The sequence below is a fragment of the Microbispora sp. NBRC 16548 genome (assembly GCF_030268985.1).
GTDB classification, from domain to species: Bacteria; Actinomycetota; Actinomycetes; order Streptosporangiales; family Streptosporangiaceae; genus Microbispora; species Microbispora catharanthi.
Window position 1 is genome coordinate 169,973 of the sequence record NZ_BSSF01000007.1, and the last position, 20,805, is coordinate 190,777.

Consider the following 20,805-nt stretch of genomic DNA (forward strand, 5'->3'; position numbering starts at 1 on the left):
GCGGCGCCGAAGCCGTGCCGACCGTGAATCTGAGACCGGGTCGTCGTGCCGCCGCGACACCGCCGAGACCTTGGGTGTCTCGCATGCCGGGCGCTCGTGAGAGCTTTCACAAGGCCCCGATAGACTCACGTCGTCCGCGCTGTCGCACTTCACGAAGGACTCAACCCAGTGAACAAGCCCGTCGTACTTGTCGCAGAAGAGCTCTCAGAAGCGGGTCTCGCCGTGCTCGGCGCGGATTTCGAGGTCCGGCACACCGACGGCGCCGACCGGTCGCAGCTGCTGCCCGCCCTCGCCGACGTGGACGCCCTGATCGTACGCAGCGCCACCCAGGTGGACGCGGAGGCCATCGCGGCGGCGCACAAGCTGCGCGTCGTCGCCCGCGCCGGTGTGGGCCTGGACAACGTCGACGTCGAGGCCGCGACCAAGGCCGGCGTCATGGTCGTGAACGCCCCGACCTCCAACATCACCAGCGCCGCCGAGCACACGGTCGCGCTGATCCTCGCCAGCGCCCGCAACGTCGCCCAGGCGCACTCCGCGCTCAAGGACGGCGAGTGGAAGCGCTCGAAGTACACCGGCGTCGAGCTCGACGAGAAGGTCATCGGCATCCTCGGCCTCGGCAAGATCGGCCAGCTCGTCGCGCAGCGCCTGCAGCCGTTCGGCGTCGAGATCATCGCGTACGACCCCTACCTGCAGCCGGCCCGCGCGGCGGCGATGGGCGTGCGGCTGGCGTCGCTGGAGGAGGTGCTCCAGCAGGCCGACTTCATCACGGTGCATCTGCCGAAGTCGAAGGAGACCGTCGGCCTCATCGGCGACCGCGAGCTGCACATGGTCAAGCCGAGCGTCCGGCTGATCAACGTCGCCCGAGGCGGGATCATCGACGAGAACGCCCTCTACTCCGCCCTCAAGGAGGGCCGCGTCGCGGGCGCGGGCATCGACGTGTTCGCCAAGGAGCCCTGCACCGACAGCCCGCTGTTCGAGTTCGACCAGGTCGTGGTGACCCCGCACCTCGGCGCCTCCACCCACGAGGCCCAGGAGAAGGCCGGCACGCAGGTCGCCCGCAGCGTCAAGCTGGCGCTCGCCGGTGAGTTCGTGCCCGACGCGGTGAACGTCCAGGGCGGCGCGGTCGCCGAGGACGTCAAGCCCGGACTGCCGCTCACCGAGAAGCTGGGCCGCATCTTCACCGCGCTCGCGGGCGAGGTGGCCACCCGCCTGGACGTCGAGGTCCGCGGCGAGATCTCCGCCCAGGACGTCCGGGTCCTGGAGCTGGCCGCGCTCAAGGGCGTCTTCACCGGCGTCGTCGAGGACGCGGTGACCTACGTCAACGCGCCGCTGCTGGCCAAGGACCGCGGTGTCGTGGTCGAGCTGGTCACCAGCGCGGAGAGCCCCGACTGGCGCAACGTCATCACGGTGCGCGGCGTGCTCGCCGACGGCCGCACGGTCTCGGTCTCCGGCACCCTGTCCGGCCCCCGGCAGATCACCAAGATCGTCGAGGTCAACGGCTTCGCGATGGAGATCGAGCCGACCGAGCACCTGGCGTTCTTCACCTACGCCGACCGCCCGGGCATCGTCGGCATCGTCGGCCGCCTGCTCGGCGAGCACAGCGTGAACATCGCCTCCATGCAGGTCTCCCGGGACGTGAAGGGCGGCAAGGCGCTCATCGCGCTGACGGTCGACACGGCGATCCCGTCCGAGGTCGTCGAGCAGATCGCGGGGGAGATCGGCGCCGACAGCGGCCGTACGGTCGACCTGGAGGACTGACGCCCCGGCATCGGCTCATCGGACGGCCCGGCGCCCCGCGCGCCGGGCCGTTCGCGTTTTTCCGCCCGGTGTCGTCCACCCCGCGGTTTCCCGTCCCGTGGACCCTGTCTCACGAAATGAGATACTAGGTCGTCCTACGAGATTGTGGGGTACTCTTGCGATGACGAGGCGCCCCGCACTTCTACCTGCCGCGACGGGGCCTGATCAGGGCAGGCCGGCCCGTCGCGGAGCGCCGCGCCGCCGGCCTTCGGCCCGCCAGTGACGCGTGACCCGCGTTCCATCGGCGACCGACGTTCCGGATCCGCGACAGGCGGATCCGCGCTCAGCATTCCTCCGTCGAAGAGAGAATCGCCATGTACGAGATGTATCCCTGGGGCCGTTCCGAGGACGCTGAGGACGAGGCGGCCGCGGCCCTGCAGATCGCGCTCGACCGTCGCGACAACGGGGGCGTACCGCAGCGCTGACCTGGCCGGGATCGGCGGGACCGGCCACCCTCCGGATGTGCCAATCTTGAGTGCGTGGTGAGCATCGGCGGTGGGGCCGCGAACACGACCAGCCTGCTCCGGCTGATCAACCAGCGTGCGGTGTTCACCGAGATCTTCCGCCTCGGCAAGGCCTCGCGCCCCGAGCTCGCCCAGGTGACCGGACTGTCCAAGCCGACGATCTCGATGGCGCTGGCCGACCTGGAGCGTGCCAGGCTCGTCCGCCCGGTCGGACTGCGCACCGGCGGCACCGGCCGCGCCGCGCTGCTCTACGAGATCAGGCCGGAGGCGGGCTGGGTGCTCGCCGCCGACATCGGCCGCACCACCGTGCGGCTCGCCCTCGCCGATCTCGTGGGCGACGTCGTCGCCCGCAGGCAGGAGCCCTCGGCGGCGGGGTCGTACGACGGACTGCTGGAGCAACTGGTGCGGTTGGCGGCCGAGGTCGTCGCCGAGGCCGGCCTGGAGCCCGGTGACGTCACCGTCACCGTGTTCGGCACCCCGGGAATCCACGACAAGGAGGGCGGGGCGCTCCGGCTCGCGCCGGGCCTGCCCGGCTGGGAACGTCCCGGCGCGGTGGACGCGCTGGCCGGTGTGACGGGCTCGCCCTACACGGTCGAGAACGACGTCGACCTCGCGGCGGTGGGGGAGGGGGCCTACGGCCTGGGCAAGGAGGTCTCCCACTTCGTCCTCGTGTCCATCGGGACGGGCGTCGGCATGGGCGTGGTCATCGACGGCGGTCTCTACCGGGGCGCCCGGGGAGCGGCCGGCGAGATCTCGCACCTGCCGGTGGGCGTGCCGCTGGGCGAGGACGGCCCGGGCCTCGACCGAAGGCGCGGCGAGTTCGAGTCGGTCGCCTCCGCCGACGGCATCGTCGCGGCGGCGGCGCGCCTCGGCATGACGGCGGCCACGGCCGAGGAGGTCGTCGACGCCGCGCGCCGCGGCGACGCGGTCGCGCGCACGGTGGTGGCCGCCGAGGCGGGCCACGTCGCACGCGCCCTCGCCGGGGTGATCGCCGTGCTCGATCCCGAGCTGGTCGTGCTCGGCGGCGGCGTCGGGGCACAGGCCGGCGACCTGCTCGCCGGTCCGATGGCGGAGCGGCTGGAGACGCTGGTGGCCCTCACGCCGCCGCGGATCGAGGTGTCCACGCTCGGGCCGGACGCCGTGATCCTCGGGGCTCTGGCGGTCGGGCTGTCCACGGCGCGGGACCTCGTCTTCGAGCGTGCCGTCGCGGCGGGACCCGCCTGACGAGCAGTTATGCCCGGGTAAGGACCGAATGGTGAGATCGTGTTTCGATCTCCGAGACAACCGGTAAGGTACACGCATGGAGTCGAGCAACATCCGCCTGGCAGTGATCCCCGGTGACGGTATCGGCACCGAGGTCGTCGCCGAAGGCCTCAAGGTCCTCAACGCCGCGGGCGTCAAGTCCGAGACCACCGAGTACGATCTCGGTGCCAAGCGCTACCACGCGACCGGGCAGACGCTTCCCGACGAGGTGCTCGACGAGCTGCGCGGCTACGACGCGATCCTGCTGGGCGCCGTCGGCGACCCGAGCGTGCCGCCCGGCGTCCTGGAGCGCGAGCTGCTGCTGCGCCTGCGCTTCGAGCTCGACCACTACGTGAACCTCCGCCCGGTCAAGCTGTTCCCCGGCGTGACGACTCCGCTCGGACAGGCCCGCCCCGAGGACATCGACATGATCGTCGTCCGCGAGGGCACCGAGGGCCCCTACGCGGGCGCCGGTGGCGCGATGCGCCGCGGCACGCCGCAGGAGATCGCCACCCAGGAGTCCCTGAACACGGCCTACGGCGTCGAGCGCGTCGTGCGCTACGCCTTCGAGAAGGCCCTCGGCCGGCCGCGCCGCAAGCTGACGCTGGTCCACAAGACCAACGTGCTGACGTACGCAGGCGACCTGTGGGCGCGCACCGTCGACCGGCTCAGCCTGGAGTTCCCCGAGGTCGAGACCGACTACTGCCACGTCGACGCGGCCTCCATGTTCTTCATCACGCAGCCGCAGCGGTTCGACGTGATCGTCACCGACAACCTGTTCGGCGACATCCTGACCGACATCGGCGCGGCGGTCGCCGGCGGCATCGGCCTGGCGGCCAGCGGCAACGTCAACCCGGCCCGCACGGCGCCGTCCATGTTCGAGCCCGTCCACGGCAGCGCGCCCGACATCGCGGGCCAGGGCAAGGCCGACCCGACCGCCACGATCCTGTCGGTCGCCATGCTCCTCGACCATCTCGGCCACGCCGCGGCGGCGGCCCGCGTCGAGCAGGCCGTGGCCGACGACCTGATCGAGCGCCAGGGCGCGTGGACGGCGCGCTCCACCCGCGAGATCGGCGACGACATCGCCGCCCGAGTAGCCGGCTGATCCCGGCCGCTCATCCCGACATCACGCGCATGGCGGCCCGGTATGGGCCGCCATGCGCTTTTTCATACCCGTCAAATGCCCTAGTTTTCCCTTAGCCGACTCGTCGCACAATTACTACGACGACGTAGAGAGAAGGACCTCGCATGACCACCCACCTCAGGTTCGACGCGCAGCTCAACCCGCAGGCCCGTAGTGCGGCCGAGCGCGAGCAGGTGCTGGCGAGCCCCGGCTTCGGTCAGGTCTTCACCGACCACATGATCTCCATCGACTGGAGCGAGGGGGAGGGCTGGCACGACGCGAAGCTTCAGCCGTACGGTCCGCTCGTCCTGGACCCCGCCACGTCGGTGTTCCACTACGCCCAGGAGCTGTTCGAGGGGCTCAAGGCGTACCGGCAGCCGAACGGCTCGATCGTCGCCTTCCGGCCGTACGCGAACGCGGCGCGGTTCAACCAGTCCGCGCTGCGGATGGCCATGCCGGAGCTTCCCGAGGAGACGTTCGTCGAGTCGCTCGAACTCCTCGTGCAGACCGACCGCGACTGGGTGCCGACCGCCGAGGGCCACAGCCTCTACCTGCGCCCCTTCATGATCGCCACGCAGCCCGCCCTCGGGGTGAACCACCCCTCGCGGAGCTACAAGTACATGGTGATCGCCTCGCCCGCCGCGTCGTACTTCACCGGCGGCCTCAAGCCGGTCTCGGTCTGGCTGTCCACGGAGTACACCCGCGCGGCGCCCGGCGGCACCGGGTTCGCCAAGTGCGGCGGCAACTACGCGGCGGCGTTCGTGGCCCAGCGGCAGGCCGTCGAGGAGGGCTGCGACCAGGTCGTCTGGCTCGACGCCTTCGAGCACCGGTGGGTCGAGGAGATGGGCGGGATGAACCTGTTCTTCGTCTTCGGCGACCGCCTCGTCACCCCGGCGCTCACCGGGACGCTGCTGCCCGGCATCACCCGTGACTCGATCCTCAGCCTGGCCGCCGAGCTGGGATACACGGCGGAGGAGGGCAAGATCTCCATCGAGGACTGGCAGGCGGGCTGCGAGTCCGGCGAGCTCACCGAGGTCTTCGCCTGCGGCACCGCCGCCGTCGTCACCCCCGTCGGTTCGGTCAAGGGCGTCGACCGGAGCTGGACCGTCGGCGACGGCACCCCCGGGCCGGTCACGATGAAGATCCGTGAGGAGCTCGTGGGCATCCAGTACGGCAGCCGTCCCGACGCCCACCACTGGATCCACAAGATCTGCTGACGGTCCGGGCAGGGCCCCGCCCTCTGGCAGGCTCAGCCGGTCGCGACCGGGCAGGCCGTGCCCACCGCGAGGACGGACAGCGACACCAGCCCTTGGAGCAGGCCGCTGCCCCTGCCGGAGCCCACGCCGGCCCTGCCGTCGACCCTGCCGTCGATCCTGAGCAGGGGCCGCGGGGCCGGGCACGGCGCCGAGTTCGCCGGAGCGGCGAGCGGAGGCGGGACGGGAGACGGCGAGGGCGTCGCGGTCACCGTGACGGTGACCGTGGGCACCGGGGTGGGCCTGGGGGCGGGCGTCTTCAGCGGCGCCGGGCTCACGGTCACCCGCGGGCCTGCGATGGTCACGTGCTGGGTGATGTTGCAGACCCGGGCGCGCCGGCACAGCGCGTTCTGCACGTTCGAGGAGCCGCCGGCGGTGTTGGTGGACGTGTGCTGGTAGCCGCGGTTGCGCGTGGACCCTTCCACGGACAGCTTGGTTTCGGGGCGGGTGCGCGGATCCTTCCCGGTGGGGGCCACCACGTTCCGCTCCGCGCGGTCGCCCCGGCCGTGCCCGTTGTCGGCGGCGGCCCCGAGCGGGGCGACGCCGGTGATGAGCGCGGTCGTGGCCGAAGTGCCGACGAGAAGGAAACCGGCGAGTCTGCCTTTGAACGCCCCGCCGCCGCGCCGACAAGTCATTCGTCGCTCCCTGCTATATGAAAACGAGTCCTGGCGAAGAGGTTCGCGAATACGAACCGCTTTGCGAGAGTACTCGCCGAAGGAACGCTGATCGTGTGTCTCGCGTCCGTATGGCAGGTTATTACGGCGTCGTTGCCGGGAGCGACGAATAAACCGGGCGATCTCCCTGCAAACGGCCACGTGAATCGGTGGTTGCGTGGCCGTTTGCGGGCGGGTCACCAACCAGACGACGGTGCCGAGATGCGCTGGTTGACGTTGCAGACCCGCTGAGAGAGCCGCTTGCATGCCGCCAACTGCGCGTTGGTCTTGCCGCTCGCGTTGACGGCGACGTTCTGGACACCTCTCTGGTAGATGGGTGCGCTGCCCGCGCTGTAGCTGACGTTGCGCCTCCCGTTTCCGTTGTTGCTCGCTCCGCCGCCATTGGCGGCCGAGGCCGGTTGGACGGCCATCGCGGCGGTGGCCGCCACAACCACGATGGCGGCGGCTGCCAACCGGCGCACGGTGACCGTGCCGGTCGGCCGGACCCGCTCATGACACTGACACATTTTCCCCGCAGCACCTGCCTTCTGAATCGCCGGGCGTTAGTCGCTTCCCGTTGTTTCCCCCCGGCCGGGCGCGTGCTGCGGGATGGGGCCATCACCGGTGAGAACAATTACGTATTCTTTGTTTGGCCAAATTTGCTCGCATATGGGGTTCTATTCGACCGGGCCCGGGGGTGGTCCGCAGGGTGATCCGTCGCCGAGCAGGCCGCCGGGCGGCGGGCGGGTACGCCGCCGCGTACGCCCGGACGGCCGGTCCGGTGGCGCCCCTCCTGGTCGTCGCATTCGGTCGTGGCCGCTGTGACCTGCGCGAACACTCCCGGACATCTCGTACTATGAGATCGATGTGCCAGAGGGTGACCGGCTGTGGCAAACTGCTCAGCACCATGTACTACGGTCTGCTCATTATCGGCAGGCGCGCCGGTTAAAGGACATCGCCGGCGCGCAGACCTCTCACGTCCGTGAGGGGTCTTTTTGTTTGAGCGGCCTTTTCGGTTGGGGCCGATAGCGCGCGGCGAGACGCAACCCCGCGAAGGAGACACAGAGATGGCCGACGATCGTTTCCACGTGTACGACACGACGCTCCGCGACGGCGCCCAGCAGGAGGGGCTGAACCTCACGGTCGCCGACAAGCTGGCCATCGCACGTCACCTGGACGGCCTCGGCGTCGGCTTCATCGAGGGCGGCTGGCCGGGCGCGAACCCCAAGGACACCGAGTTCTTCCGGCGGGCTCAGACCGAGCTCGACCTGAAGCACGCGCAGCTCGCCGCGTTCGGCGCGACCCGCCGGGCGGGCGTGAAGGCCGCCGACGACCCCCTGGTGGCCGCGCTGCGCGAATCCGGCGCGCCGATCGTGACGCTCGTGGCCAAGAGCCACGACCGCCACGTGGAGCTGGCCCTCCGCACCACGCTGGAGGAGAACCTCGCGATGATCCGCGACACGGTCTCCCACCTGACCGCGGAGGGCCGGCGCGTCTTCCTCGACGCCGAGCACTTCTTCGACGGCTACCGCTCCAACCCCGCGTACGCGCTGGAGGTGCTGCGCACGGCCGCGGAGGCCGGGGCGTCGGTGGTCGCGCTGTGCGACACCAACGGCGGCATGCTCCCCGACGAGCTGGCCGACGTGGTGCACGAGGCGGCCGGCACCGGAGCCCGCATCGGCATCCACTGCCACGACGACACCGGCTGCGCGGTCGCCAACACGCTGGCCGCGGTGAAGGCCGGCGCCACGCACGTGCAGGGCTGCGCCAACGGGTACGGCGAGCGCTCCGGCAACGCCAACCTGTTCACGGTGGTGGCCAACCTCCAGCTCAAGCGGGGATTCGACCTCGTGCCGCCGCAGTCGCTGCGTGAGATGACCCGCATCGCCCACGCGATCACCGAGGTCACCAATGTCACGCCGAACTCCCACCAGCCGTACGTCGGGACGTCGGCCTTCGCGCACAAGGCGGGCCTGCACGCGTCGGCGATCAAGGTGGACCCGAACCTCTACCAGCACATCGACCCCGCCGAGGTCGGCAACGACATGCGCATGCTGGTCTCCGACATGGCCGGCCGCGCCTCGGTGGAGCTGAAGGGCCGCGAGCTGGGCTACGAGCTCACCGGCGAGCAGTCCAGGCAGCTGGTCGAGCGGGTCAAGGACCTGGAGGCCAGGGGGCACACGTTCGAGGCGGCCGACGCGTCGTTCGAGTTGCTGCTGCGCGACACGGTCGACGGCGAGCACCGGCGTTACTTCACGGTCGAGTCGTGGCGGGTGATCGTCGAGCGCCGTCCCGGCGGCGACGTGGTCAGCGAGGCGACCGTCAAGCTCCACGCGAAGGGCGAGCGGATCATCGCGACCGGCGAGGGCAACGGCCCGGTCAACGCGCTCGACAGGGCGGTGCGGCTGGCGCTGGAGAAGCTCTACCCCGAGCTGGCCGGGGTCGAGCTCATCGACTTCAAGGTCCGGATCCTGGAGGGCACGCACGGCACGGACGCGGTGACCCGAGTGCTGATCACGTCGAGCGACGCGACCGGCGAGTGGGCCACGGTCGGGGTGGGCGAGAACATCATCGAGGCGTCGTGGCAGGCTCTTGAGCAGGCGGTGACGTACGGCCTGCTGCGGGCGGGACACAGCGCCTGACCAGCCGCCGAGCCCTCCGGGGACTGGTACGAGTGGTGCTCACGTTGCGCTCGTGGATACTGTGGTTTTAGTGACATTTAGTCTAGTTGGTGCTTAGATAGGCGAAGCTCCTGAGGCGGTCTTCGCCACGATCGGCGATCCCGACCGCGGTTCCAGCCTCAGCGCCCCGCTCTGGCTCAACGGAGGGTGAAGGCAAGAAGTATCTGCGCACTGAACCCCGTGCTGTCGCGGTGCCTGCCGCCGGCTTCTGATCGTTCTATCGGAGGCGGCCGACGCCGTGGGAGCCGAGCGATCGTCTGTCACCATGACCAGCCGCGTGACTGTGTGGAGTTCGAAAACTTTCGGCCCCCAGTCATCCCCCTCGCTGGTGCACCCGGAATGGGAGGGTCTGTGATCACCTCGCCGTCTTACTATGACCAGATCGGCGGCGCACCAGTGGTGCGCGACGTCGTCGAGCGCTTCTATGAGCGCGTGCTCGGCGACGACGATCTGAAGCCGTACTTCACCGGTATCGACATGCCCAGGCTGAAGCGGCACATGGTCATGCTGCTGTGCTCGGTCCTCGGCGGCCCCGAGCCGTACGAGGGCCGTGACCTGGGCGAGGCCCACGCCGGCATGGGCGTCACGTCGCAGCACTACGACAAGGTGGGCGAGCACCTGTTCGCGGTCCTGGAGGCCGCCGGCGTCGGCGAGGACATCCTGCGCGACGTCGGTCTCGTCCTCGGCAAGGTGAAGTCGTCCATCGTCGCCGAGCCCGCGGAAACGGCCGACTGAGTGGATACGCAGGCTCTCAAGGACAGCTGGCACCTCGTTTCCCGATCGGGCGACCAGGTGCCGCTGTACTTCTACTCGGTTCTTTTCCTGATGAACCCGGACGTGCGGGACATGTTCCCGGTGTCGATGGCGCGCCAGCGTGACAAGCTCGTAGGCGCACTGGGACGCGTCATCAGCAACGTCGACCGGATCGAGGAAGTCGTCCCGGTCCTGCAGCAGCTCGGCCGCGACCATCGCAAGTTCGCGGTGACCGCGACGCACTACCCCGCCGTCGGCCAGGCGCTGCTCGCCACGCTCGAGCACTTCCTGGGTGACCGGTGGACTCCTCAGCTCGCGCACGACTGGACGCAGGCGTACAACCTGGTCGCCCAGGTGATGGTCGAGGCCGCCAACGACGCGTCGAAGACCTCTCCGCCCTGGTGGGAGGCCGAGATCGTCGGCCACGAGATGCGTACCCTCGGCATCGCCGTCATCCGCGCCCGGGTGAACTACCAGTACCCCTTCCGCCCGGGTCAGTCGGCGTCGATCTCCTACGCCATGCGCCCGCGCGTCTGGCGGTTCTACTCGTTCGCCAACGCACCGCGCCAGGACAACACCATCGACCTGCACGTACGCATGGTCGACGGCGGCGTGCTCAGCTCCGCGCTCGTCATGGGCGCGCGGCGGGGCGACATGCTGCGCGTGGGCGCGGCGGTGGGGGAACGGCTGACGCTCACCCCGGACGTCCAGGGCGACCTGCTCATGATCGGGGGCGGCACCGGCCTCGCGCCGCTCAAGGCGCTCGTGGAGCAGATCGCCTACGAGGGCCCGACGCGCCGGGTGGACCTCGTCGTCGGCGCCCGGAACTCCAGGGAACTGTACGACTACGAGGCGCTGGCCAAGATGGCCGCCGAGCACCCCTGGCTCAACGTCGTGCCGGTCGTCTCCCACGACCCCTTCTATCGGGGCACCCGCGGCTACGCAGTGGACGTGGCGTTGCAGGGATGGCGTGGCCAGCACGTCTACGTCTGCGGCTCGGAGGAGATGGCGCAGGCCACCGTCGGACGGCTGCTTGACGCCGGCGTGCCCACCGAGCAGATCCACTTCGACGAGTTCACGAGTGACAAGGGCCGGGAGTCATGACGACAGAGACGCCTTGGGGAAGCCCGGCGGGCGAGCGCCAGCCCCTCACCCCGGATCGCGTACGCAAGCAGGAGTTCACCCGCACATCGCTCGGGCGCCGCGGCTACAGCGAGGACGAGGTGCGCACGTTCCTCTACCGCGTCGCGGAGGACATGGCGGCCAGCGACAAGGAGAAGGCCGACCTGCGGGCGTACATCGACCGCATGAAGCAGTGGTACAAGGAACACGGCATGAACCCGGAACAGGCCGCCGCTGCCCAGACCCTGAACGTCGACGCCATCAACATCCTGTCCCGCGCCCAGCAGACCGCCGACGCCCAGATCGCTGAGGCGGAGGACTACGCGCGGCGCATCGTGAGCCAGGCCCGCCAGCAGTACGAGGAACTCCTGATGGAGGCGCAGCGGCAGGCGGAGGAGGCCGCCAACCAGGCGGTCGGCGCCTACCGCGCCTCGGGCAACGGGCTGCAGAGCGCCGAGGCCGAGGAACTGGAGCGCAGGATCGCCTACCTGCGTACGTTCGCGGACGTCACGCAGGTGCAGTTGCGGGCCGTCCTGGAGGGACTGGCCCACGAGGTCGACAAGCTCGGCCATGTGCCGGACCAGGCCAAGCAACTGGCAGGCGGCTCCCTGCCGGGCGGCTCTCCGTCGGTGTACGGATAACCGCCCGCCACCCTCCTATCGGGGGAGGAGGTTACGACAGCGTGCCGGAAGAGCTCGCCCGAAGCGTGACCGAACCGGCCGGGGTGTGAACGGTCAGAGTGCGTCCTGAGCAGCTGACCTCCGGCCGGTCGGTGCCGGGCACCACCACGGTCAGCAACGACTCCGCCACGGGCGAGACGATCACCGGAGCCGGCTCCTTGCGCATGTAACCCGGCGAGACCCAGCCCTGGTAGGGCGAGGTCTGCCCGCGCACCACCCGCTGGCCGCCGACGGGCTTGCACGACGGCATCGCGAGCTGGACGATCGACGCCTTCCACTCGCCGTCGCCCACCACGACCTGCCCGCCCGAGTCGGACACGACCTTCAGCCCGGGATCGAGGTGCCACAGGTTCTGGAGCTTCCCGCCGCCGCTGTCGAGCACCGCCATCACGTCCTCGCGGTGGTTCACCATCACCGACCGCCTGCGCGGCACGCCGTACGCCCTGTCGGTGAACGTGAACGACTGCCGGTCCTTGTGCACGGACTTGGACACCAGCGCCGTGGGGGTGTGCCCGCGGAACTTCCTGCCCACGAGGATCGGCACGTTGTGGGCCTCCGGGCCCAGCGTCCACCGCCGGTAGGGCGTGTTCTCGTACGAGACGAAGCCCGCCTCGGTGAGGATCGAGCGGCCCTGGGCGTAGTAGGTCACGCCCATGTGGTCCTCGTGGCCGTGGAACTTCAGCGCCGGCCCGAACCGGATCGAGTAGTAGGCCGACTTGGGGTCGTTCCAGGCGGTGCGGCCGAAGACGTATCCGGCGTTGAAGACCTGCACGGTCGAGTCGGCGTGGTCGAAGGCGGCCGGCTGGACGTCGGCGGGCCCGTCGCCGATCGGCACCATGTAGCCGTTGGGCTGGGTGGCGGCGCTGATGTGCCGCGGCAGGCTCTCCCAGCGGGTGGCCAGCGCCGCGGGGACCTTAATCCTGCAGTCCTTGATCGTGTCGACCGCCACCCTGAGCCGGTCGTGCACGTAGATGGCGTAACGCGGCGCCTGCTCGCGCAGCGCGCCCTGCCCGTCGATGTCGAGCTTCATCGACTTCACCATGCGGCTCACGGCGAGGTTCTTCCACTTCGGGTTCCCGTAGCGGCAGCCGATGCGCAGCAGGCCGATGTCCTGGTCGAGCCCGTGGTTGTGGCCGAGCTCGTAGTTCTTGGGGTTCGACAGCAGCTTCGCGTGCAGGGCCAGGCTGTTCTTCAGCCAGTCGGCCTTCACGTACCTGCTCAGGCACACCAGGGCCGGGGCGCGCAGCGCGATCGGGTGCTCGGCCCAGGCGTACGGGCTGGTCGTGCGCCCGCCGTACGGGTTGTCCTCGACCCAGTCCTTGGCGATCTCCACGGCCCGGCCGAGGTAGTCCTCCTCGCCGGTCGCCTCGTAGTCGGCCACGAGCCGGCCCATCCACCGCAGCGACTGGAACACCATCTGCCAGGACCTGTTCTTGTACGGGTCCAAGCGCCAGTTGACGTCCTTGCCGACCGTGACCGCGGGCATGCCGAGGAAGGACAGCTTGCCGCTCATGACGTCACCGGAGGTGGGAGTGGCGGGCAGCCAGTCCCCCTGGCACTCCGGTGTGCGGTGCGGGGCCCGCGCCTGGGCGGGAGAGGCCACGGTGAGCGCGGTCAGCGGGAGAACGGCCATCAGGGAGAGGGCTGAGAGGCGGCGGAACACGCCCGGTTCCTTCCGAGATCGAATTGGGAGCCGCTCATGCTGTCCGATTTCTGGTGATCTGGTCAAGTCACTCTGGTTACAAGTGCACAACTGCTCACCAACAACCATCCGGCTTGTCAGTCGCGGTGAACGCCGCCGCGCCGACCGCACCGGCCCCGGCCGCGCTCGCCGTCGCCACCCGCTTCCGCCCGCCCGCGCTGCTCAACCACTCGATCAGGTCGTATCTGTGGGGCGCCGGGTACGCCCGGGCGAGTTCCTGGCCGCCGTCGAGGAGCAGGCGCGGCGCAAGCCGGGCTGCGCGGCGGCCTGCTCCGTCACCGGGGGCATCGGCGCCCGGATCGCCGCCAACCCGCTCGACGCCTGAACGGCCCCCTCGGACGCCTGAACGCCTCCGGTCGCGCGTGACCGGAGGCGTTCAGAGGTCGACGGGCCCGGCTCAGCCGTCCTGCTTGGGCCCGGTGCTCTCCACGACCTCGAAGGTCCACAGCTCGGAGTCGGTCGCGGCCGGCCCGCCCTGCCCGTGTCCGTGTCCCTGGCCCTGCCCGTGTCCGTGGGCCTGTGAGGCGGCCTGTGCGGCGGCCTGCGCGTGTCCCGCCTGGAACGCCCGGCTCTCCTGCCAGCGCCGGAAGTCCTCCTCGCTGCGCCAGCGCGTGTAGACGAGGTAGCGGTCGCTGCCCTCCACCGGCCGCAACAGCTCGAACCACTCGAACCCGTCGGCCGCCTCCACCATCCCGGCCCGGCCGGCGAACCGCTTCTCCAGTTCGCGCCGCATCTCCTCGGGCACCGTCAGCACGTTGATCTTCACGACCGAAGGCACATCGACTCCCGTAGCGCTCGACAACCCAGCTGATACCAGACCACCTTACGTACGCCCGGCCACGGGGCGGCACTAGGCTCGTGACGTGCGTATCGCGAGGTTCTCGATGGGCGACCAGGTCGCCTTCGGCGTGGTGGAAGAGGGCGGGCAGGTCATCGCCCGCGTCGGCGGCCACCCCTTCCACGGGGTGGAGTTCACCGGCGAGCGGTTCCCGGTGGCCGAGGTCCGCCTGATCGCCCCCATGCTGCCCAGCAAGATCATCGCTATCGGCAAGAACTACGCCGACCACGCCAGGGAGATGGGCGGCGAGCCCCCGGCGGAGCCGGTCGTGTTCCTCAAGCCCAGCACGACCGTGATCGGGCCGTCGGAGGCGATCGCGTACCCGGGGAAGCTGTCGGAGCGGGTCGACTACGAGGGTGAGCTGGCCGTGGTGATCGGCCGGCTGTGCCGCGACGTCCCCGCCGAGCGCGCGGGTGAGGTGATCTTCGGATACACCTGCGCCAACGACGTGACCGCACGCGACCTGCAGGCCAAGGACGGCCAGTGGGCCAGAGCCAAGGGCTTCGACACGTTCTGCCCGCTGGGCCCCTGGATCGAGACCGACCTCGACCCGGCCGACCTGGCGATCACCACCACGCTCAACGGCGAGGTCAGGCAGAGCGCCCGCACCTCCCTCCTGCTGCACGACATCCCCGCGCTCATCGCGTACGTGAGCGCGGTCATGACCCTGCTGCCCGGCGACGTCATCCTGACCGGCACGCCCGCCGGGGTGGGCCCGATGTCCGTGGGCGACGAGGTCGGCGTCTCCATCGAAGGAATCGGAACTCTCACTAACCGGGTGATCTCACGTGACTAGGGTGCGCTTCGCCCCTTCGCCCACCGGCATGTTCCACGTCGGCGGCGCCCGCTCGGCGCTGTTCAACTGGGCGATCGCCGAGCAGTCCGGCGGCACATTCGTGCTCCGCATCGAGGACACGGACGCGGCACGCAACCGGCCCGAGTGGACCGAGGGCATCATCTCGGCCCTCGCCTGGATCGGCATCAACGGCGACTCGCCGCACTTCGAGGGGCCCTACTTCCAGTCCGCCTACGAGCAGCAGCACCGCGACGCCGCGACCAAGCTGCTCAAGGACGGCAAGGCCTATCACTGCACCTGCACGCGCGACGACGTGAAGGCCAGGACCGGCTCGGAGCACCAGGGCTACGACGGCCACTGCCGCGACCGCGGCCTGACCGAGGGCGCCGTGCGGTTCCGTACGCCCGACGAGGGCGTGACGGTCGTGGACGACAAGGTCCGCGGGCGGGTGGAGTTCCCCAACTCGGCGATGGAGGACTTCGTCATCGTCCGCGGGGACGGCTCGCCGCTGTTCATCCTCGCCAACGTCGTGGACGACATGGAGATGCGGATCAGCCATGTCGTACGGGCCGAGGAGCACCTGTCGAACACGCCCAAGCAGCAGCTTCTGTGGAGGGCGCTCGGCGCGGAGCCGCCGGTCTGGGCGCACGTGCCGGTGATCGTCAACGAGAAGCGGCAGAAGCTGTCCAAGCGCCGCGACAAGGTCGCCCTGGAGTCCTACCGCGACGAGGGCTACCTCGCCGAGGCGATGGTCAACTACCTCATGCTGCTCGGCTGGGGGCCCGGAGACGACCGCGAGATCATGCCGTGGTCGGAGATGATGCCGCTGTTCCGGTTGGAGGACGTGAACCAGGCGCCGGCGTTCTTCGACGAGAAGAAGCTGCGGGCCTTCAACGGCGAGTACATCCGGGCGCTGCCCCGCGAGGTGTTCGTCGCCCGCTGCGAGCCGTGGCTCGACCCGTCCTGGGACCGCTCGGTGTTCGACCGTGTGGCCGACCTGGTGCAGACCCGGGTCGCCGTGCTGTCCGAGGTCACCGCCAACGTCGACTTCCTGTTCCTCGACGAGCCCGTCTTCGACCAGGCGTCCTGGGACAAGGCGATGAAGGCGGGGGCGGCCGAGATCCTGGCCGGATACGCCGAGCGGCTGGAGACGGTCAGCTGGGACCCCGACTCGCTCAAGACCGCCCTGGAGGAGGTCGGCCTCGCCCACGGGCTCAAGCTCGGCAAGGCGCAGGCGCCCGTCCGCGTGGCGATCACCGGCCGGACCGTGGGCCTGCCGCTGTTCGAGTCGATCGAGGTGCTCGGCCGCGAGCGCTCGCTCGACCGGGTGCGCGCGGCCCTCGCCAGGCTGGCCTGAGCAGGCCGAGCGACAGCGCGGCGCCGGCGGCCATGGCCAGCCAGACCCCTGTGGGTCCCATCCGGGAGCCGAGCAGGAAGGCCAGCGGCAACTGGACGGCGAAGCCCGCCAGCGTCGCCGCGAGCAGGCCGGCGCCCCGCCCGCCGGCCTGCAGGACGCCCCCGACGGCGATCAGGCCGCCGAAGGGCACGAGGTAGAGCGGCATGCAGCGCAGGAACCACACGGCCTGCGCGGCCACCGCGGGGTCGGCGGTGAACGGGCCCACGGCCGCCGGAGCGAGCGCGTTCAGCACGAGCGAGGCGGCCAGCCCCGCGGCCAGTCCGTACCGCAACACGGGAACGGCGTGATCGCGCCGTGAAGACGGGCCGTCCGCCTCGCCGGCGCGCGAGGTGCGGATCATCGCCGCCTGGCGGAGGGCGTAGAAGGACATCACACCGGCCATCATGATCTTCAGGCCGATGCCGTAGCCGGCGAGCGCGGCCACGCCGTGCCGGCCGACGATGCCGGCGAGCGCCATGCCCACCAGGGCGCGCGCGAGGAAGTCGCCGGACATGGGCAGCCCGGTGCGCAGGATCGCCGCCGCGTCCGCGCGGTTCGCCGAGACCTTCTCCGCCCCCCTCCCCGCGGGCAGCCGCCGGGCGAGCAGGAGGGCGGACACGGTCAGCGTGGCCAGGCGGGCCGCCACCGTGGCCAGCGCGGCTCCCCGGACGCCCAGGCCGAGCCCGTAGATCAGCAGCGGGTCCAGGCCGATCACCAGGACGTTGCACAGCAGGGCCGCCCGCATCGGCGTCCGAGTGTCGCCGAGGCCCTTGAAGATCCCGTCGACGAGGTTCTGGGCGAAGAAGACGGGGATCCCCGCGAACGCCACCGCGTAGTAGCCCGCGGTCAGCCCCACCGTGACGGGATCGTCGGTGAACAGGCGGGCGACCGGCTCGCGCAGCAGCACGCCGGGCACCGCCACGGCCACGGCGAAAACGCCCAGCAGCAGCCAGGCCGTACGAATGACCGGGGCCAGCGGGGCACGACCGTCGCGCCGTCCGATCAGGACCGTCGTGCCCGTCCCGACACAGAGGATCACGCCGAGGGCCAGGTTCTCGGTCGTGGTGGCGACCGTGACCGCGGCGACGGCTTCGCTGCCGAGGCCGGACACCCACAGCGTGTCGATCAGGCCGACGGCCGCGACGGCCGTCAGGAGTTCGACGTAGACAGGCAGGGCGAGCCTGATCAGACCCATGCGTTCACCTCGAATCGAGCTATATCGATTAGAGGTATAACGATACGATGCCGCCGTGGCAAGCGGTGACCTGGCGCTGACGATCCTCGGTTTCCTGGACGAGGAGTCCATGCACGGATACGAGCTCAAGCAGCGGATCGCCGGGCTGAGCGGGCACGTCCGGCCGGTCAGCGACGGCGCGCTCTACCCGGCGATCGCCCGGATGGAGGCCGCCGGCCTCCTGGAACGGCACGAGGAGGAGGGCTCCGGAGCCGCCCGGCGCCAGGTGCTCTCGATCACCGCGCGGGGCCGGGAGGAGCTGCTCAGGCGGCTGCGTGAGCCGTCGGACGTCGAGATCAGCGACCAGGCGAGGTTCTTCACGTTGCTGGCGTTCCTGTCCCGGCTGCCCGACGCCGAGGACCAGGCGACGGTGCTGCGCCGGCGGCTGGCCTTCCTGGAGACGCCGGCGAGCTTCTTCTACCGCGGCGGAAGGCCTCTCAGGGCCGAGGAGACGCCCGATCCCTTCCGCCGCGGCATGATGCTCGTCGCCCGGGCCGTGACCGCCGCGGAGAAGGACTGGCTCAGGCAGGCCATCTCCGCGCTCACCGGGTCGTGACCGTCACAGCAGCCCGCGGCGGTCCAGCAGGGGAGTGATCTCCGGGTCGCGGCCGCGGAAGTCGCGGAACGCCGTCATCGAGTCGACGCTGCCGCCCCGGGACAGCAGGGCCCGGCGGAAGGTGTCGCCGTTCTCCCGGCGCAGCCCGCCGTTCTCGTTGAACCACTCGACGGTGTCGGCGTCGAGGACCTCGCTCCAGATGTAGGAGTAGTAGCCGGCGCTGTAGCCGCTCGCCCAGATGTGGGCGAAGTACATGCTGCGGTACCGCGGCGGGACGGCCGGCAGGTCCACCCCGGCCTCCCGCAGCGCCCGCCTCTCGAACTCCTCCACGCCCTCCTCGCCGTCGTAGACCGTGTGCCAGGCCCAGTCGAGCAGGGTGGCGGCCAGATACTCCAGCGTGGCGAAGCCCTGGTTGAACTTCTGCGTCTCCAGCATCCGGTCGACGAGGTCCTGCGGCATCGGCTCGCCCGTCTCGTGGTGCCTGGCGTACTCGGCCAGGATCTCCGGATGGGTCGCCCACATCTCGTTCACCTGGGAGGGGTACTCGACGAAGTCGCGCGGCACGGCCGTGCCGGAGAAGCGGGGGTGGCGCACGTCGGAGAACAACCCGTGCAGCGCGTGCCCGAACTCGTGGAACATGGTGTTGACCTCGTCGAACGTCATCAGGGTCGGCTCGGCCTTGACGATGTTGAGGTTGTTGACCACCACCGGCCTGGTGTCCTCCAGGCCCGACTGCTTCACCAGGCTGTTCATCCACGCCCCGCCCCGCTTGGAGGCCCTGGCGTGGAAGTCGCCGAGGAACAGGCCCAGCGGGGAGCCGTCCTCGTCGCGCACCTCGAAGACCCGCACTTCGGGGTGGTAGCCGTGCAGGTCGGAGCGCTCGTGGAAGGTGACGCCGTACAGGCGTGACGCCGCGTTGAAGACGCCCTTCTCCAGCACCGTGTTCAGCTCGAAGTACGGCCGCATGCGCCGGCTGTCGATGTCGTAGCGGGCCTTGCGCACCTTCTCGGAGTAGAACGCCCAGTCCCACGGCTGGATCGGGTGGCCGGCGATCTCCTCCAGGTCCGCCTGCTCCTTGCGCGCGTTGGCGACGGCGGGCGGCACGAGCCGGTCGAGCATCTCGGTGACCGCCCGGGTCGTGCCCGCCGTCTGGTCGGCCAGGACGTACTCCGCGTGGTTCTCGTAGCCCAGCAGCCGTGCGCGCTCCCGGCGCAGGACCGCGATCTCCTTGATCAGTTCGGCGTTCCCCGCGCCCCGCCCGACCGAGGCCCGGTGGATCCGCTCACGCAGGGACCGGTTGGTCAGCTCGGCCAGGGTGGGCTGCCCGGTGGGCAGGACCAGCGTGATCAGATACTTGCCGTCCAGCCCGCGCTCCCTGGCCTGGTCGGCGAGCCCCTGGATCGCGTCCTGAGACAGCCCGTCGAGTTCGGCCACGTCCTCGACCACGACCGCCCGCTCGTTGGTGTCGGCGAGCAGGTTCTGCTGGAACGCCGTCCCCAGGGCCGACAGCCGCTCGTTGATCTCCCTGAGCCGGGCCTGGTCCTGCGGGCCCAGCGTGGCGCCCGCACGGGTGAAGTCGGTGAGGTAGCGCTTCAGCAGCCACCGCTGCTCCTCGTCGGCCGCCTCGACCGCCTGGATGCGCGCGAAGAGCTTGGCGTTGAGGTGGATCGCGTCGGCGTGCTTGGCGAGCTTCGGCGTGACGTCCTTCTGGATCTCCTGGACGCCGGGCGTCGTGTCGGAGGACGCCTGGTTGAAGAACACCGCGGAGACCCGTTCGAGCAGTGCGCCGGACCTCTCCAGCGCCTCGATGGTGTTCTCGAAGGTCGCAGGCTCCGGGTTCTCGGCGATCGCCTCGACCTCCGCGATCTGCTCGGCCATGCCCTGCTCGAACGCCGGCGCGTAGTGCTCCTCCCTGATCTCCTGGAAGGGGGGCAGCCCGTAGGGCAGGGTGCTCGGGCTGAGGAAGGGGTTCGCGGCCGAGGTCATGGCTGGCGGCTCCTCACGTGGTGCGGGCGTTTGTCCCAGCCTCGCACAGGAGGACCCGACCCTGCGCGCAGGAGGACCGACGCCCTCCGTACGGGAGGATCGACGCCCTCCGTACGGGAGGATCGGACCCTTCGCGCGGGGGATCGGATCAAGAGATCGCGAGGCGCGCCGCAATCGTTTTGGTAGTGGGTCGCAAGCTGGGCTATTCTTTCGGAGTCGCAAGCGGGAGCCGCGAGGCCCCCGCAAGCAGATGGGGTATGGGGTAATTGGCAGCCCGACGGATTCTGGCTCCGTTAGTCTAGGTTCGAGTCCTGGTACCCCAGCTGGATCCCCCCCAAGGGATTCTGCTGGAAACAGCGCAGTGCAAGGTCCCGTCGTCTAGTGGCCTAGGACGCCGCCCTCTCAAGGCGGTAACGGCGGTTCGAATCCGCTCGGGACTACTTCACTGCACTCGGCTCCGTCGTCTAGTGGCCTAGGACGCCGCCCTCTCAAGGCGGTAGCGCCGGTTCGAATCCGGTCGGGGCTACAT

18 protein-coding genes and 3 tRNA genes are annotated in these 20,805 nt (G+C 70.2%); 15 read left to right on the plus strand and 6 right to left on the minus strand.

The genetic code is table 11. The features are described from left to right. Window positions 1-168 precede the first annotated feature (168 nt). The 4 genes from serA to QSK36_RS20960 all read left to right on the plus strand — a co-directional run bounded on the left by serA (window position 169) and on the right by QSK36_RS20960 (window position 5,843). Complete coding sequence (gene serA, locus QSK36_RS20945; protein ID WP_183540551.1) at window positions 169-1,758, plus strand: phosphoglycerate dehydrogenase; 1,590 nt, start codon at window positions 169-171, stop codon at window positions 1,756-1,758. Between the two features lie 518 nt (window positions 1,759-2,276). After that, window positions 2,277-3,485 carry an ROK family transcriptional regulator gene (locus tag QSK36_RS20950; protein ID WP_285783589.1) on the plus strand — a complete coding sequence of 403 codons (1,209 nt, stop codon included), beginning with the start codon at window positions 2,277-2,279 and terminating at the stop codon, window positions 3,483-3,485. Between the two features lie 76 nt (window positions 3,486-3,561). Next, window positions 3,562-4,608: a 3-isopropylmalate dehydrogenase gene (locus QSK36_RS20955; RefSeq protein ID WP_139578371.1), complete on the plus strand. Its 1,047-nt coding sequence runs from the start codon at window positions 3,562-3,564 to the stop codon at window positions 4,606-4,608. Window positions 4,609-4,751: 143 nt separating this feature from the next. Then, on the plus strand, window positions 4,752-5,843 hold the full coding sequence (locus QSK36_RS20960) for a branched-chain amino acid aminotransferase (RefSeq protein ID WP_285783590.1): 1,092 nt from the start codon (window positions 4,752-4,754) through the stop codon (window positions 5,841-5,843). Window positions 5,844-5,875: 32 nt separating this feature from the next. Here QSK36_RS20960 and QSK36_RS20965 read toward each other — a convergent pair whose 3' ends face one another. Both QSK36_RS20965 and QSK36_RS20970 read right to left on the minus strand, forming a co-directional pair. Beyond that, window positions 5,876-6,514: a hypothetical protein gene (locus tag QSK36_RS20965; protein ID WP_285783591.1), complete on the minus strand. Its 639-nt coding sequence runs from the start codon at window positions 6,512-6,514 to the stop codon at window positions 5,876-5,878. A 215-nt stretch (window positions 6,515-6,729) separates the two neighbouring features. Next, a complete protein-coding gene (locus QSK36_RS20970) occupies window positions 6,730-7,005 on the minus strand; it encodes a hypothetical protein (protein WP_285783592.1) in 276 nt (91 codons plus the stop codon). A 594-nt stretch (window positions 7,006-7,599) separates the two neighbouring features. Between QSK36_RS20970 and cimA the strand changes: the two genes are divergently transcribed. The 4 genes from cimA (at window position 7,600) to QSK36_RS20990 (ending at window position 11,729) form a co-directional block, all read left to right on the plus strand. Beyond that, window positions 7,600-9,174 (plus strand): citramalate synthase, encoded by a 1,575-nt coding sequence (cimA, locus tag QSK36_RS20975; protein WP_285783593.1) that lies wholly within the window; start codon window positions 7,600-7,602, stop codon window positions 9,172-9,174. A 390-nt stretch (window positions 9,175-9,564) separates the two neighbouring features. After that, the gene (locus QSK36_RS20980) at window positions 9,565-9,948 is read left to right on the plus strand and encodes a group I truncated hemoglobin (RefSeq protein ID WP_183540541.1); all 384 of its coding nucleotides are present in this window, start codon (window positions 9,565-9,567) and stop codon (window positions 9,946-9,948) included. Continuing rightward, window positions 9,949-11,070, plus strand: coding sequence for a globin domain-containing protein (locus QSK36_RS20985; RefSeq protein WP_183540539.1), 1,122 nt, complete (start codon window positions 9,949-9,951; stop codon window positions 11,068-11,070). After that, window positions 11,067-11,729 carry a DivIVA domain-containing protein gene (locus QSK36_RS20990; RefSeq protein ID WP_183540537.1) on the plus strand — a complete coding sequence of 221 codons (663 nt, stop codon included), beginning with the start codon at window positions 11,067-11,069 and terminating at the stop codon, window positions 11,727-11,729. Before QSK36_RS20985 ends, QSK36_RS20990 begins: the two co-directional genes overlap by 4 nt. A 31-nt stretch (window positions 11,730-11,760) precedes the next feature. Here QSK36_RS20990 and QSK36_RS20995 read toward each other — a convergent pair whose 3' ends face one another. Next, entirely contained in the window at window positions 11,761-13,431 is a 1,671-nt protein-coding gene (locus QSK36_RS20995; protein WP_285783594.1) for a heparinase II/III family protein, read from the minus strand. A 226-nt stretch (window positions 13,432-13,657) separates the two neighbouring features. On the opposite strand from QSK36_RS20995, the gene QSK36_RS21000 reads away from it, so the two are divergent. Further along, on the plus strand, window positions 13,658-13,795 hold the full coding sequence (locus QSK36_RS21000) for a hypothetical protein (RefSeq protein WP_183540532.1): 138 nt from the start codon (window positions 13,658-13,660) through the stop codon (window positions 13,793-13,795). A 72-nt stretch (window positions 13,796-13,867) separates the two neighbouring features. Here QSK36_RS21000 and QSK36_RS21005 read toward each other — a convergent pair whose 3' ends face one another. After that, window positions 13,868-14,248 carry an antibiotic biosynthesis monooxygenase family protein gene (locus tag QSK36_RS21005; RefSeq protein WP_285783595.1) on the minus strand — a complete coding sequence of 127 codons (381 nt, stop codon included), beginning with the start codon at window positions 14,246-14,248 and terminating at the stop codon, window positions 13,868-13,870. An 85-nt stretch (window positions 14,249-14,333) separates the two neighbouring features. Here QSK36_RS21005 and QSK36_RS21010 point away from each other — a divergent pair, with 85 nt between their 5' ends. Next, entirely contained in the window at window positions 14,334-15,104 is a 771-nt protein-coding gene (locus QSK36_RS21010) for a fumarylacetoacetate hydrolase family protein (RefSeq protein WP_183540530.1), read from the plus strand. 28 nt (window positions 15,105-15,132) lie between these two features. Further along, window positions 15,133-16,461: a glutamate--tRNA ligase gene (gene gltX, locus QSK36_RS21015; RefSeq protein WP_220505515.1), complete on the plus strand. Its 1,329-nt coding sequence runs from the start codon at window positions 15,133-15,135 to the stop codon at window positions 16,459-16,461. On the opposite strand, the gene QSK36_RS21020 is transcribed toward gltX, so the two are convergent. Beyond that, on the minus strand, window positions 16,358-17,695 hold the full coding sequence (locus QSK36_RS21020) for an MATE family efflux transporter (protein ID WP_285783596.1): 1,338 nt from the start codon (window positions 17,693-17,695) through the stop codon (window positions 16,358-16,360). The two genes, gltX and QSK36_RS21020, sit on opposite strands and share 104 nt — an antisense overlap. Before the next feature lie 55 nt (window positions 17,696-17,750). Between QSK36_RS21020 and QSK36_RS21025 the strand changes: the two genes are divergently transcribed. Then, window positions 17,751-18,290, plus strand: a complete 540-nt coding sequence (locus tag QSK36_RS21025; RefSeq protein WP_183540526.1) for a PadR family transcriptional regulator — start codon at window positions 17,751-17,753, stop codon at window positions 18,288-18,290. Between the two features lie 3 nt (window positions 18,291-18,293). Here QSK36_RS21025 and QSK36_RS21030 read toward each other — a convergent pair whose 3' ends face one another. Next, entirely contained in the window at window positions 18,294-20,276 is a 1,983-nt protein-coding gene (locus tag QSK36_RS21030) for a M3 family metallopeptidase (RefSeq protein ID WP_285783597.1), read from the minus strand. Window positions 20,277-20,527: 251 nt separating this feature from the next. Between QSK36_RS21030 and QSK36_RS21035 the strand changes: the two genes are divergently transcribed. From QSK36_RS21035 to QSK36_RS21045, 3 genes are all read left to right on the plus strand, one after another. Continuing rightward, window positions 20,528-20,599: transfer RNA gene (locus tag QSK36_RS21035), tRNA-Gln, on the plus strand. A 44-nt stretch (window positions 20,600-20,643) separates the two neighbouring features. Next, window positions 20,644-20,716, plus strand: a tRNA-Glu gene (locus QSK36_RS21040). Window positions 20,717-20,729: 13 nt separating this feature from the next. Further along, window positions 20,730-20,802 (plus strand) — tRNA-Glu (locus tag QSK36_RS21045). Window positions 20,803-20,805 lie beyond the last annotated feature (3 nt).